This window comes from Jeotgalibacillus aurantiacus (genome assembly GCF_020595125.1).
Taxonomy (GTDB): Bacteria; Bacillota; Bacilli; order Bacillales; family Jeotgalibacillaceae; genus Jeotgalibacillus; species Jeotgalibacillus aurantiacus.
In genome coordinates, this window is sequence record NZ_JACNMS010000002.1 from 731,119 (window position 1) to 745,160 (window position 14,042).

The 14,042-nt window shown below is 42.4% G+C and carries 10 protein-coding genes; 3 read left to right on the forward strand and 7 right to left on the reverse strand.

Features of this window, described 5'->3' with window-relative positions:
* Positions 1–169: 169 nt before the first annotated feature.
* From H7968_RS08415 to H7968_RS08440, 6 genes are all read right to left on the reverse strand, one after another.
* A complete protein-coding gene (locus tag H7968_RS08415; protein WP_227395709.1) occupies positions 170–964 on the reverse strand; it encodes a TerC family protein in 795 nt (264 codons plus the stop codon).
* Positions 965–1,210: 246 nt separating this feature from the next.
* Positions 1,211–2,302 carry an SDR family oxidoreductase gene (locus H7968_RS08420; RefSeq protein ID WP_227395710.1) on the reverse strand — a complete coding sequence of 364 codons (1,092 nt, stop codon included), beginning with the start codon at positions 2,300–2,302 and terminating at the stop codon, positions 1,211–1,213.
* 216 nt (positions 2,303–2,518) lie between these two features.
* Entirely contained in the window at positions 2,519–5,614 is a 3,096-nt protein-coding gene (locus tag H7968_RS08425) for an efflux RND transporter permease subunit (protein ID WP_227395711.1), read from the reverse strand.
* Between the two features lie 124 nt (positions 5,615–5,738).
* Positions 5,739–7,112, reverse strand: coding sequence for a Na+/H+ antiporter NhaC (gene nhaC / locus H7968_RS08430; protein WP_227395712.1), 1,374 nt, complete (start codon positions 7,110–7,112; stop codon positions 5,739–5,741).
* Between the two features lie 298 nt (positions 7,113–7,410).
* Entirely contained in the window at positions 7,411–8,436 is a 1,026-nt protein-coding gene (locus H7968_RS08435) for an EAL domain-containing protein (protein WP_227395713.1), read from the reverse strand.
* A gap of 460 nt (positions 8,437–8,896) precedes the next feature.
* Complete coding sequence (locus H7968_RS08440) at positions 8,897–10,462, reverse strand: peptide chain release factor 3 (RefSeq protein WP_227395714.1); 1,566 nt, start codon at positions 10,460–10,462, stop codon at positions 8,897–8,899.
* 197 nt (positions 10,463–10,659) lie between these two features.
* Here H7968_RS08440 and H7968_RS08445 point away from each other — a divergent pair, with 197 nt between their 5' ends.
* Positions 10,660–11,469 carry a DUF4397 domain-containing protein gene (locus H7968_RS08445; RefSeq protein ID WP_227395715.1) on the forward strand — a complete coding sequence of 270 codons (810 nt, stop codon included), beginning with the start codon at positions 10,660–10,662 and terminating at the stop codon, positions 11,467–11,469.
* Positions 11,470–11,473: 4 nt separating this feature from the next.
* Positions 11,474–12,139 carry a class F sortase gene (locus H7968_RS08450; protein ID WP_227395716.1) on the forward strand — a complete coding sequence of 222 codons (666 nt, stop codon included), beginning with the start codon at positions 11,474–11,476 and terminating at the stop codon, positions 12,137–12,139.
* A gap of 88 nt (positions 12,140–12,227) precedes the next feature.
* Here H7968_RS08450 and H7968_RS08455 read toward each other — a convergent pair whose 3' ends face one another.
* Positions 12,228–12,467: a YueH family protein gene (locus H7968_RS08455; RefSeq protein WP_227395717.1), complete on the reverse strand. Its 240-nt coding sequence runs from the start codon at positions 12,465–12,467 to the stop codon at positions 12,228–12,230.
* A gap of 143 nt (positions 12,468–12,610) precedes the next feature.
* Between H7968_RS08455 and H7968_RS08460 the strand changes: the two genes are divergently transcribed.
* Positions 12,611–13,828, forward strand: coding sequence for a NupC/NupG family nucleoside CNT transporter (locus H7968_RS08460; RefSeq protein WP_227395718.1), 1,218 nt, complete (start codon positions 12,611–12,613; stop codon positions 13,826–13,828).
* Positions 13,829–14,042: the final 214 nt, after the last annotated feature.

The window sequence follows — 14,042 nt, forward strand, 5'->3', positions numbered from 1 at the left end:
AATTCAACCTGTTATAGCAGAATTGTAACGGTAAATTCCGAAGAATGGAAGATAAAGCTTTCTTTTATATAAACATTCGGTGATGAAAGATTGAATTATGGGGGTATATTGAACAATTATATTTTCTGTATAAAAATACACCACAGCTATAACAGCCGTGGTGTTTATTTTAATAATGAGCAGTGCTTGTATTTTCCTGTCCGCCACGCTTCTTTGCAAGCAGGAAGCCTCCTACCGCGATCACGACTAAAACAGACCAGAAAATCAGCTTCCATGTTGTTGAGTGTGGAAAATGAGTGTCAATTAAAGCAAGGTTCGGGTGCCCAAGCGTTAGTACAGCAAGCTTAACCCCTACCCAACCAACAATCAAAAATGCTGTTGTTTCTAATAACGGGTATTTACCAAGCAGTTTAACGAACCAGTGGGCAGCAAAACGCATAATAATCAGACCAATGAGTCCTCCAAGGAAAATAACGATAAATTGAGCGCCATCAATACCGCCAATTTCAAATGCACCAACTGCTGGTAACGTAATGGCTAAAGCAACCGCAGCAAGCATCGAATCAATGGCAAATGCAATATCAGCGAGCTCAACTTTCAATACTGTCATCCAGAAGCCTGACCCTTTCTTCACTGCTTTCTCCGCTTCAGCCGCGTCTGTCAGTTCATCATTTTTGGTAACGATCTGCTTAACAATATGACTGATCGAAATATAAAGAAGATAAACTGCTCCTATTGCCTGTACCTGCCATACATCGATTAATACAGCGATCAGGAATAAAGAAGCTAACCGGAAAACAAACGCCCCGAATAATCCGTAAAATAATGCCTTTTTTCTTTGTTCTTCCGGTAAATGCTTGACCATTACAGCCATTACAACCGCATTATCGGCCGCAAGAATTCCTTCTAACCCGATCAGGATCAGCAGGACCCATGCGTATTCCAGCAACAATGCTGCATCCATAAAATCTCCTCCAAATTTGTTTTAACCGAATCGCCTTTTTAGACAGCAAAAAAGACCTTCACCTAATAAAGGCAAAGGTCTTGCTAAGCAAATAAATGCCATTATGGCCGATGAACGGCAATGTTCATGTCATGACGACCATAATTAGCTATGTACGATCCATAGCTACAGCTACTCCCCCTTGACAACTGTCAGAGTGATATTCGATTAACGATATTATATCATGCTGGTAAAAGAAAGCAATCTTTATTTTATTTCACGATGAAATCTTTTGTCGTGCTTGTTTTCCTCGTAAAAACGGACCATCGATGGAATCGCTTTTAGAAAATCCGGACATTCTATCCCCGACTGTCGCAGATCTTTCTCTGACTGACTCTGATCAAACTCAGCTTCCCAAAAGAAGTAATCAAGCCCTTCCTTTTCAGCTTTTATATATTTTCGTACAGAAGGAATCGATAATGTTAACTGAACTGCTTTTACAGGCATCGTAAAAGAAGGTGTTCTGCCAGCCTGCTCCTGCATAATAAACCGGTATACTTCCCTGGCAGGGTATGGATTCGGATCAGTTAAATGATAGGTTTTCCCTTCTCCTTCAGGTAGATGTGCCAGATAGTTTGCTGCCTGTATGACATAGTCGTACGGAACCACATTTAATTTAGCGCTGCTTTTCCCCATATACGGAATAACAGGAATGGACTTTACTTTATCAATGATATTCATAAGATAATAGGGCCCGTCAAACTTTGTCGTATCTCCACTTTTGGTTGAGCCTTTGACGATAGCAGGTCTGATAATGGTCACAGGAACTTCCGATTTCATTTTTTCAACAAGTACTTCCGCCTCAAACTTTGAATGTTCATAATGATTCCGAAACGCGTCAGGTCTGATCAGCTCTGTTTCTTTAATGACACCATTTCTCTTACCTGCGACATAGGCAGTGCTGAAATAAACGTATCTCCTGATATTTGGGAGTGTACGCACCCACTCGTTAACATGGTGCGTTCCTGTAACATTCACTTGAAATGCCGTGGATTTTGGCACAGCAAGATCGTATACAGCAGCCAGGTGCCACACATAATGAATTTTATCTTTCAGATACGCTGATGCCGAATGCGTCATCCCCAATTCCGGTTTTGTAATATCCCCCTGCACAATATGAAAGACAGATTCGGATTCATTGATTTTTTTCAATTCTTCCAGTCGTTCTGAAGCCTGTTTTTGCATAGACGGCATGACGAGCAGATAAATGCTTTTTGACCCACTTCCTGAAATCCATTCCTTTAAAAGCTGCTCGCTCAAAAAGCCTGGAAATCCTGTCACAAAATAACCGGTTTTCAATTCACATTCCCCCTTGGTGTTATTATACAAAATCAAGCTGGTATGTACGAATCAGCTGCAGATCTTTTTCAATTGATTCAAATAACAAAAGCGCCTGAAAACCGCGTTGTTAATAGATAGCGAAATCATACACCCATCATAATGGAGGCGTCATATTACTCACTATAAAAACAACGGTTTTCAGGCACTTATTCATTTTACTGCAGCAAAACGGTTTTATTCAGTCGTTGTATTTGGTGCAGTTTTATTCTTTTTATTCATTCTTCTTGTTTCTTTATCTACAAAACTGTATACAATCGGAACGATATACAGTGTCAGGAACGTTGAGCTGATTAAACCGCCAATAACTGTAATCGCCATCGGCTGGTTTATCTCGGTCCCTTCACCGATTCCTGCAGCCAGTGGTACCAGACCTAGAATCGTTGTCAGTGCAGTCATCAGAATCGGTCTTGCACGGTCGCGTACTGAGGTGACAATGGCGTCATAACTGCTCATTCCTGAAGCTTTTCGCTGATTAATGTAATCAACAAGAACAATCCCATTATTAACAACAATACCTGACAGAACAAGTAAACCGATAATCGCGGTTACGCTCACCGGAGTCTGTGTGACAAACAGGGCAATCGCAACGCCAATAACGGATAGCGGCACTGTAAACATGATAACAAATGGATATTTGAAGGATTCAAACTGTGCAGCCATCACAAAATAAACAAGAACGATCGCCAGCACAACGGCTAAAAGCATATCGTTAATGGAATCCTCAAGTAACTCACGGTCTCCTCCAAATACTACTTCCGTTTCTTCAGGCAGATCAAGATCAGCAATGACCTCATCCACTTCAGTTGAAATAGCACCAAGGTTTGTAGCAGAGGTATAGGTTGCCGTAAATCCAACTGCTGACTGCTGATCAATACGCTGAATGGACACTGGTCCTTCTGCAATCGTAATATCAGCCAGCTCCTGCAGTTCAACAAACTGACCGCTCGGTGCACGGAGCGCCAGCTGCTCAAGTCCTTCAAGCGTATTCGCTATTTCTTCCTCATACTGAATAAAAACACTGTAAACCTGTGAGTCGTCTGTAATAATCTGCGTAGCAAGTGTTCCTCTCGTAACAGCATTTACTTCCTGAGCGATTTGAGCAGGTACAAATCCATACTCTCTTGCTTCATCACGGTTGATTTCAAGCTGTACTTCTTCAACCGTATCTTCAAGGTCCGTTTCGACTTCGGTAATCGCATCCATTTCGAGCAATGCTTCCTCTATGCGTGCCACTGATTCATCGAGGCGGCTTTCATCCGTATCACGCACATCAAATGACAGTGTCTGCGGTGAAGTTCCGGTAGCAGTCTGCAATGATGCAGATACTTCAGCTGTTTCATTTACAGCCAGTGCAGCATCCTCAATGTCATCTGTAATATTTTCAATGAGCTGGAATACTGACAGGTCACGTTCACCTAAAGGAACCATTTTCACAGAAATATCTGCAATCGAACCGTCAGCACCTCCGTCAAATGAACCTTGTTGTGTTTGTCCGATCTGGCTGACATATACATCGATGGATTCCTCCTGACGAAGTTCCTCTTCAATGGCTGCTACTACCCGTTCAGTTTCTTCGATGGCCGTTCCATTTTCAAGGTTGACACGGATACTGAAGAAACCTTCGTCCGTTGCAGGCAGGAATTGTGTCCCTACAGTAGATATGCCGTATCCTCCAACCCCAAGCAAGCCAATCATGATTAAAATTGGAATCCAGCGTTTACGTAAAGACCATTTGACCGTTTCATTGAATCTTCTCAGAAAACCGGATTCCCTGCGGATTTTCTCCAGGTTTTCCTTTGGTTCCTTAAGCAGCTTACTCGCAAGCATCGGTACAACGGTCAATGCCACAACCAGTGAAGCAAATAAACTGAATGAAATGGTCAATGCGAACTCAGTGAACAGATCTCCGATCAATCCTTCAATGAAGACAACCGGCACAAAAACTGCCACTGTCGTCAAGGTAGATGCCGTAATGGCACCTGCAACCTCTTTCGCTCCATCAGCAGCTGCTGTTTTAGGTTCTTTTTTCATTGACAGGTGCCTGTAAATGTTTTCAAGTACAACAATAGAGTTATCGACAAGCATCCCGATTCCGAGTGCTAATGCACCTAGTGTAAAGATGTTCAATGAAAAGTCAGAGAAAAACATCAGCACAAACGTTACGATTACTGAATAAGGAATCGCAACCCCGATAATGATTGGACTTTTTACATTTCTTAAAAAAAGAAACAGGACAATCATGGCAAACAGTCCACCGACAATCAGTGAATTTCCGATGTTGCCGATTGCCAGCTGTATATAATCCCCCTGGTCAAACAACACATCTGCTGTGATTGATTCATATCGGTCTTCAGCAAGTAATTCATCCAGTGATTCCTTAAAAGCTGTGGACACGTCAGCTGTATTTGCATCTGATTCCTGCAGTACGCTGATCAAAACAGCCTGTTCATCATTGGCCCGTGTAATCACGTTCTGCTCCGCCTCACCAAACGTCACTTCCGCAACATCAGCGACCGTGATATCTTCACCGGAAACCGGATCTACGGTAATAGGCAATGCTTCAATATCCTCAACAGACGTCAACGTACTTAATATACGGGTAGTGAGATTTTTACCGTCTGTTTCAACGGGATCTCCCGGGAAGGATACATTATTTGATTGAATCGTTTGCAGAACATCGTTTTGTGAAAGACCGAATTCCTGCAGCTGATCCTGATCGAGCTGAATGCGGACTTCTTCTGCAAGTGAATTGGAAATGTCTACACTTGCGACACCTTCTGTTCTGGTCAACTCAAGTTCAAGTTCTTCAGCAAGCTCTCTGATATCTGTTTCAGTATCAGAAGAACGAAGGCTGAGCTGAATGACCGGAAACTGAGATGGATCAAATTTCAGCACCCGCGGATCATTTGCTCCTTCAGGCACCTCTACCTGAGAGACAGCCTGCTGGATATCACTTTCGATCTCATCTATATCCGTTGCAAAGTCAAATTCCAAAAAGACCAGATTTGATCCTTCTTCAGATGTAGATGAAACATTTTTTAGACCCGGCAGCAGCGCGACCTGTGACTCAATCGGCTTCGTTACTTTTTCAAGTACCTCTGTCGGTCCAGCCCCTGGATATGAGGTTACGACCACCGCAACAGGCGGACTGATGTCCGGGATCAGTTTAATTGGGATCCTTGTAAGAGAGATGGTTCCCAGTAAAATAACAAGCAGCATTGTGACAATGGTGAACACCGGCCGCTTAATTGAAAATTGACTTAGATTCAACGGTTAACGCCCCTTCCGCTGATTACACAAAACCAGCATTTTACTCTATCTTTCACTATACTGACTCGTGTGTCGTTTATCAATTTTAAATACGGTTGTTCACAATATGATCAAATGCTTTTAATTAATCAGCTTTTGTCAGGGTCCAGCCTGTTACACTGAACACGATTGTCAGCAGCGGACAGATCAAACAAAAGAAGGCAAACGGAAGATAATCCAATGTCGCCACTCCGAGAACATCTGTTAAAAACACACCGCAAACACCCCATGGTACAAGCGGATTAATGACCGTACCCGCATCTTCCAGTACTCTTGAAAGATTTTTTCGTTTCAGTCCCGATTCATCCACTCTTTTGGCAAATGTTTCACCTGTTAAAAGGATGGATAAATACTGCTCTCCTACAAGCACATTTGTGCCAACAGCTGTTGTACCCGCCTGCAGCAGAACCTTTCCCTGGTTTCCATCTGAGCGGATGGTTGAAAACATTTTTTGGATAATACCCGTTTTAAATAGCATTCCACCCAGGCCAAGTGCTAACAGAACAAGTGAAATTGTAAAGAACATAGACTCCAGTCCGCCCCTTGAAAGCAATGAGTTAACAGCTTCATTTCCCGTATCTGCAGAATAGCCTGAGAACAAAATGCCGAAAAGCTGTTCAGCGGGAGTTGAGGTATGAATATAAGAAAGTGCGATACTGAAAAGGCTTGTCATGATCAGAGATAACAGTGCAGGCACCTTCCGAAGAGCCAGAATAAACAGCAGAATAATCGGCAACAAACTGTATAGATGGATCAGATTGGACTGCTCCAGGGCACTTCTGATCAGCTCAATTTCACTCGTTGCAGCTGATCGTCCGGGAGAAAGAATCATAAACATGACAATAGAAATGATAAAAGCAGGTACCGTTGTCCATGACATATTTTTAATGTGTTCAAACAGATCAACTCCCACTACCGTTGAAGCAAGGTTGGTCGTATCAGATAATGGTGACATTTTGTCCCCGAAAAATGCACCTGACACAACTGCACCTGCTGTAATGGCAAGCGAGACATCCAGCGCAGAAGAAATGCTGATAAATACAACGCCAAGTGTTGCAGCTGTCGTTAACGAGCTTCCAATACTAATTCCAATGATAGAAGTAACGGCAAATACAATGGCAAAATAAAAAGGCAATTCTGCCATGGCAAGGCCGTAAAACATTAACGTAGGAATTGCACCTGAAATTAATAAAGCGCTAATCAGTAACCCGATAAAAAGAAAGAGAAAGACAGCATTAATTCCCGAGGCAGTACCTTCAGCCAACCCTGTTTGCATTTGCTTAAACGGTACTCTCTTAACTAATCCATATATGAATAAGATGATGATAGATCCAATCATCGGTATGTGTGGAACCGCCCCAAATCCGATCATTGAAACTGACATCACTCCTATAATAACTGCAATCAATCCTATTGCTTCTCCAAGTGTTGGTGTCATTGCACCTTTAATTTTCTCCATAAAACATCCTCCTTAAAATACAGAAAAAACCCTCATCCCTTAACACTGGGACGAAGGTTTCTCCGCGGTACCACCCAAATTAGCTTTCGCTCTCTTTACTGAATCGTACATCCATTATAGCAGGTGTAATTCGATGATAAAAAGGCCTGAGTTTCCACCAGCCACTCAGTCTCTGCTTTTTGCCTGTTTACATCTACTCCGTCTGCCGGATCATCGCAATATACTGTTTCACTTAAACGCTTTTAAGCGATAAAGAATACTGCTATATTAACATATTTGTACGGTCAGTCAAGTCTTTTTAGGATGCAAACGGTTTTTTAAGCTCCGGTATGATCGCTTTTTCTGAAGGCTTTCCGATCAGGTAACCCTGCCCGAGATCAAAACCGATTTTTTTACACACTTCCAGTTCTTCATTTCTTTCCATGCCTTCAGCAAGCACCTTTATACCAAGTTGTTCAGAAGTTTGGTACACACGGTGAAGAAAATCCTGCTTCTGATGATCCTGATCACAGAATGAAACGTATGACCGGTCAATTTTCACATAATCAGGTTCCAGCATCTCTAACATTTCGATTGTTGAAAAGCCGGCTCCAACATCGTCAAGCGCTACTTTCATTCCTTCACGTTTATAAGTCTGAAAAACTTTCTTTAAATGATCGACATCTTTGATTTTTTCTGTTTCTACCACTTCAAAAACAAGATCTCTCGGATCCACATGATATTTATTGACGATCTGAAACGTGTGGCGGAGGCAGAATTCAGGGTTATAAATGGTTGACGGCAGAAAGTTGATAAAGCTCTTTACGCCAGGGTCAATTTTGTCTTTTCTTGCCTTAATGGCTTCTTCTCTTGCTCTTTGATCCAGGAGTGAATGCATTTCAGCGGCGTTTGCCACCTGAAACAGCTCGTAAGGAGATATAGGATTTTCATTTTTATCAGCACGCAGCAGTGATTCATAGCCATACAGCTCTCCATTTTTAATATCCATAATTGGCTGCAGATGGCTGACCATTTTGCCATGCTGAATGAAATGTACTGTATTTCTATGTCTCAGCCTTACTGAAAATAAGTGCATAGGCATAAAGCGTGTAAGATGACCATTGCTTGAAACGCCACATTGAATTTCAGCGTCAAGCTTCTCTTCCATTTCTGCGAGTATCATTTCTATTTCCTTCAGGCTTGTATAGTCGCGGTAAAAAATACCTTTATCATGATCAAAGTCGAAGCTCAGTCTTGAGATCTCACTTTCATTAGCCTTAACGTAAAAAGTTCCTTTGTCATCAAAGCTGACAGATACTCCACAGTGAACGCATTGTGATTTCATCTTTACTGTCACTCCCCATCCCTTATTTATTGCTTTAACTTTTATACATCTACCCTATATATACATACTTTATTCCTATTTAGTAAAATGATAATACTTTTTTTGTGAATTTTTCAGGATTTTTTTGAGGTGAGTAAATTTGATTATATGCATTTTGAAGTTGAAACAACTCTTTAATGAAATGTTTCAACTTCAAAATGCATAGTTTTTTAAAATCGTGGAGGGGACATCCTACGCTTTCCGTGGCCGGGCGGTGAACCCGCCTGCGCTTCGCACAGTCGGGTTCACCTGTCCCTTTCCGCCACAGGAGTCTTCGGATGTCCCCTCCACTTTGATTTATTGAAATAAATTTTGTTTTTCGAAAAAATATGCCTTGGCCATCCTTCCGAAAGTGAAAGGGATGACCAAGGCACTATGCATGTAAATTTATCATTCAAAATAATTTAAAGTTCAGTCTTGATTAAAGCAGGCTGTATAATTTGATTTCCGGGTGTTTGTCTGAGAACCATCTCATGGCGAAGTCGTTTTCGAAAAGGAAGACGAGTTTGTCGTAGCGGTCTTTTACGAGCAGGCTTCTTTGAGATGACATGGAGTCTTTAATGTCTTCTTCGTTTTCAATCCACCTTGCCATCTTTGATCCGATGTTTTCCATCATAACATCCGTGTTGTATTCATTTTTCATGCGGTGTTCGAAAACTTCGAACTGGAGGTGACCGACTGCTCCCAAGATCACTTCTTCTGTTCTGAGTGTGCGGTAGAGCTGGATGGCACCTTCCTGAACGAGCTGATTGATTCCTTTATGAAAATGTTTTTGCTTCATCACGTTTTTCGCCGTTACCCTCATGAAGAGTTCAGGAGTGAACTGAGGAAGCTTTTCGAACTGATAGCTTCTTTTACCGCCGGTCAGCGTATCACCGATCTGGTAGTTTCCGGTGTCATGAATACCGATAATATCTCCGCTTACTGCATTATCGACTGTGTTCCGGTCATCTGCCAGAAATGATGTGGATGAGCTCAGTTTAATCGTTTTTCCTGTCCGGCTAAGCTGGACAGGCATTCCTCTTTCGAACTGGCCGGAGCAGATACGAAGGAAAGCAATCCGGTCACGGTGGGCAGGGTTCATGTTTGCCTGAATTTTAAAGATGAAACCTGAAAATTCTTCACTGACAGGATCTATGCTGCCGATATCTGTTTCACGCGGCTGCGGTGACGGGGCAAATTCAAGGTAGGTTTCCAGAAATGTCTGAACACCGAAATTTGTGAGGGCACTCCCGAAAAACACCGGTGTTACTTCGCCATTGGCAAGTCTTTCTTCCGTGAATTCATTACCAGCCTCATTTAGCAGCATTATATCCTCAAGTGCCTGATCATATAATGAAGATTCTTTAATGGTATGATCTCCTTCGAGTTCACCTTCTTCGTTTAATGGAAGAAAACGATCTGCTTCATCCGTTCGGAACTGTTCAATACGGTGATGATGACGATCGTAAATGCCTAAAAACTCTTTCCCCATTCCAATCGGCCAATTCATCGCATATGATTCAATTCCTAAGACTTCTTCAAGCTCTTCCATAATCTCAAGCGGCTCTCTTCCCTGACGGTCAAGCTTATTGACAAATGTAAAAATCGGAATACCACGCATTTTACATACTTTGAAAAGCTTCAGTGTTTGTGCTTCAATCCCTTTTGCTGCATCAATAATCATGACAGCACTGTCAACCGCCATTAGAGTACGATACGTATCCTCACTGAAATCCTGGTGTCCGGGTGTATCAAGGATATTAATTCTTTTTCCATTATAATCAAACTGCATGACAGATGATGTTACTGAAATGCCACGCTGCTTTTCTATCTCCATCCAGTCGGAAGTGGCAAACTTTCCTGACTTTTTCCCTTTTACTGTTCCCGCTGCCCTGATGGCTCCACCAAACAATAGAAGCTGCTCAGTTAATGTCGTTTTCCCTGCATCCGGGTGAGAAATAATCGCGAAAGTCCTTCTGGATAAAACTTCTTCTTTTAATGTCATGATTTTATTTCCTCTCTTCATTTCATTCCTTCATCCATAATAGTAGTTCAAAGAAGAGAATGCAATCTCACTTTCAGCACATACTAACACTCAGTCAACAGAAAAAAGCACATTCAGAATTGAAGAAAAACTGTACACGTTGTATAAATAAATTGTACAAAAGCTGTACGAACAAAAAAACAAGGAGAGTGGAAAATGTGAAGAAATTGTTAGGCTCATTGTTAGCGGCTGTCATGATGATGGCTATGATGGGAGGCGCAGCTCTTGCTGACAACCATGAAGGTGGAGAAGGTTGGGTTAGAATCCTTCACGCATCTCCAGACGCACCGGCTGTTGACGTCTATGTAAATGGTGAAGCAGTAGTTGAAGGCGCGGCATTCAAAGATTACACAGATTACTTAGCACTACCTGCTGGTGACCATGAAGTGGAAATCTTCCCGGCAGGCGACACAGAAACGGCTGTTATTTCTGAAACATTAACTGTTGAAAGCGGAATGTACTACACTGCATCTGCAATCGGAACTCTTGACAGCATTTCACTTAACGTAACTCAGGACGATCTGACAATTGGCGAAGGCATGACAAAAGTTCGTGCAGGACACTTCTCACCTGATGCACCTGCAGTTGATGTAGGTCTAATCGGTGGAGACGCTGTATTCAGCGGAGCTGAATTCCCTGCTGTAACTGATTTTGCTGAGCTGGAAGCTGGATCTTATGACCTTGAAGTACGTACTCCAGAAGGTGACCAGGTTCTTGACCTTTCAGGAACTCAGCTTGAAGCTGGAATGGCTTACAGTGTATATGCTGTAAACACACTTGACAGCATTGAAGCATTAGTATTAACTGCACCAGCTGCAAACGCTATGCCATCTGAAATGCCTGAAACAGGTATGGGTGGAATGGCTGCTGAGGAAAACAATTCATTCATGCTATATGCTGCAGCAGCTGCATTAATGGGTGGAGCGGTTATTGTTTTCGCAGTACGCAGACGTGCTCACAATAACTAATTAAATGAAAATTAAAGCTTTATTAATCGGGTTGATCTTCCTGCTGAGTGCATGCTCAGCAGGCGATCAACCTTTTTCTGCAGAACCTGAAACCGCTCCGGCTGCAGAAAGTGAGACAGAATCAACCGCTGTTCAGGAAGAACAGGAGCAGAACGAAAACCGGATTCAGGTTTCAGATGCACCCAATCCTTTTCTTGCCGCTCAACAACAGACGATTACCCCTTCAAGATTAGTGATTCCGGCTATCAACGTTGATGCAGTCATTAACCCTTATGGATTAGATCCGGAGTCTGGTGGCATGGCAGTACCTGATAACGGTGAAGAAGTCGCCTGGTATGAACCTGGATATAAACCGGGGCAAAAAGGGAACGCAGTCCTTGCAGGACATGTAGACAGCGAAAAAGCACCTGCTGTCTTTTGGGATCTGAAGGAACTTACTGAAGGTGACGAAATTCATGTTTACGATGAATCGGGAAAAATGCTCACTTACGTTGTAACGAAAACCGAAATTTATGACCGCAATGAAGCGCCAATTCAGGAAATATTCGGCGTATCCTCTAAAGAAAAACTGAACCTGATTACATGTACCGGTTATTTTGATCGTGACATAAGAAATTATGTTGACCGGATGGTTGTGTATACTGAATTAAAATCAGATTCAGCAGCTTAGTAATTTCGCATTTTCAAAGAATGTGACGGACCTGCACCTGCTACCCGTTCACGGATAGCAGGTGCAGGTCTGTTTGTTTTAAGAAACTTTACATTTCAGACGTCCACTGCTTAATTCTCTGGCTCAGTTCACTTGCTTCTTCCTGTGTCATGACCTTTTCTAATGATTCTCTAATGTTCCGGCTGGTTTCTTCACCAGATTCCTCGTATTTGTACAAGTAGGACCAATGGACAGATGGTATCGCGATCAGGATCGTTTCCTCTTTTCTGTTTTCATGAATAAATACGGACCTTTGTCCGTTTGAACCATAGCTTTTTCTAATTTTCAAGTAGTTCATCTCCTCTGATGTCAGACATCATACTTTTATTGACGTTTCTGTGACGGATATTGAAACGCTTGCATTTGCATTGTAGAATGATATCAGCATTTTGACAAGAATGCGCATATAAATAAGATAGGAGCTGTAAAATAATGAATATTCTCTGGGGATTAGCTGGTATTGTGACCATTCTTGGAATCGCTTTCCTCTTTTCTAATAACCGTAAGAGCATCAAGTGGCGTCCGGTATTAGTCGGGCTTGCAATTCAGCTGACATTTGCCTTTCTCGTTCTCCAAACGAGTATTGGAGCGAGCTTCCTTGAAGCATTAACTTTTGGTGTCAATAACATCATTGGTTATGCGAATGCCGGTATTGACTTCGTATTAGGCGGATTTGCTTATCAGCAGCAGGAAGGCGGATTTGTATTTGCGATTAACGTGTTGACGATTATTATTTTCTTCTCGTCTTTAATCTCGGTTCTTTACTACTTAAAGATCATGCAGTTTGTCATTAAAATTCTTGGTGGCGGACTATCATGGTTACTTGGCACAAGAAAAGCTGAGTCCATGTCTGCTGCTGCAAATATCTTCGTAGGACAAACTGAAGCACCTCTTGTTGTTAAACCTTACATTGCTAAAATGACTGATTCTGAACTGTTTGCCGTTATGACAGGTGGACTTGCTTCGGTAGCAGGTTCTGTTCTGATTGGATATTCATTGCTTGGTGTACCACTTGAATATTTATTAGCTGCGAGCTTCATGGCCGCTCCGGCTGGTCTTGTGATGGCAAAAATGTTTGTACCTGAAACAGATAATCGTCCTGACCCTGAAGATTTTAATATGGAAGCCGATGAAGAAGCTTCGAACGTGGTTGACGCGGCTGCACGCGGTGCTGCAACTGGGCTGCAGCTTGTATTAAATGTTGGTGCGATGCTTATTGCCTTTATCGCTCTCATTGCTTTGCTGAACGGTATTTTAGGTGGAATTGGTGGTCTTGTTGGATTTGACCAGCTTTCTATTGAGCTGATCCTTGGTTATGTCTTTGCACCACTTGCGTTTGCGATTGGTATTCCTTGGGATGAAGCGATCCGTGCGGGTAACTTCATTGGACAGAAGCTTGTTCTGAATGAGTTTGTAGCTTATGCGAGCTTTGCACCTGAGATTGATCAGTTCTCTGAAAAGTCAGTTGCAATCATTACGTTTGCTCTTTGTGGATTCGCAAACATTTCTTCACTTGCGATTCTATTGGGTGGTCTTGGTAACCTTGCACCTAACAGACGTCCTGATATTGCGCGTATGGGTATTCGTGCTGTTGCAGCCGGAGCGCTTGCTTCAATGCTATCCGCTGCGATTGCAGGTATGTTCTTCTAATTCTCAGAGGTTATTTTTTTACAGATATGTACCGAAAAAGCGTCACAACTCATAAGGTTGTGACGCTTTTTTAAATAGCGGGTTATTATAAATCGGGTCAGGGACATCCTCCGCTTTCCTTTGTCCAGCTGCGGCGACTAGCCCCTCGAGGTCATAAGTCAAAGATGAAAGAGGGCGAAGATCAGCCCTCTTTTCATCTTCGCCTTATGCTTGT

Excerpts from the sequence above, each read along its gene's own strand:
- H7968_RS08450 (WP_227395716.1), top strand. The coding sequence starts at position 11,474 with ATGAAAATTAAAGCTTTATTAATCGGGTTGATCTTCCTGCTGAGTGCA.
- H7968_RS08415 (WP_227395709.1), bottom strand. The coding sequence starts at position 964 with ATGGATGCAGCATTGTTGCTGGAATACGCATGGGTCCTGCTGATCCTG.
- nhaC (WP_227395712.1), bottom strand. The coding sequence starts at position 7,112 with ATGGAGAAAATTAAAGGTGCAATGACACCAACACTTGGAGAAGCAATA.
- H7968_RS08435 (WP_227395713.1), bottom strand. The coding sequence starts at position 8,436 with ATGAAATCACAATGCGTTCACTGTGGAGTATCTGTCAGCTTTGATGAC.
- H7968_RS08460 (WP_227395718.1), top strand. The coding sequence starts at position 12,611 with ATGAATATTCTCTGGGGATTAGCTGGTATTGTGACCATTCTTGGAATC.
- H7968_RS08440 (WP_227395714.1), bottom strand. The coding sequence starts at position 10,462 with ATGACATTAAAAGAAGAAGTTTTATCCAGAAGGACTTTCGCGATTATT.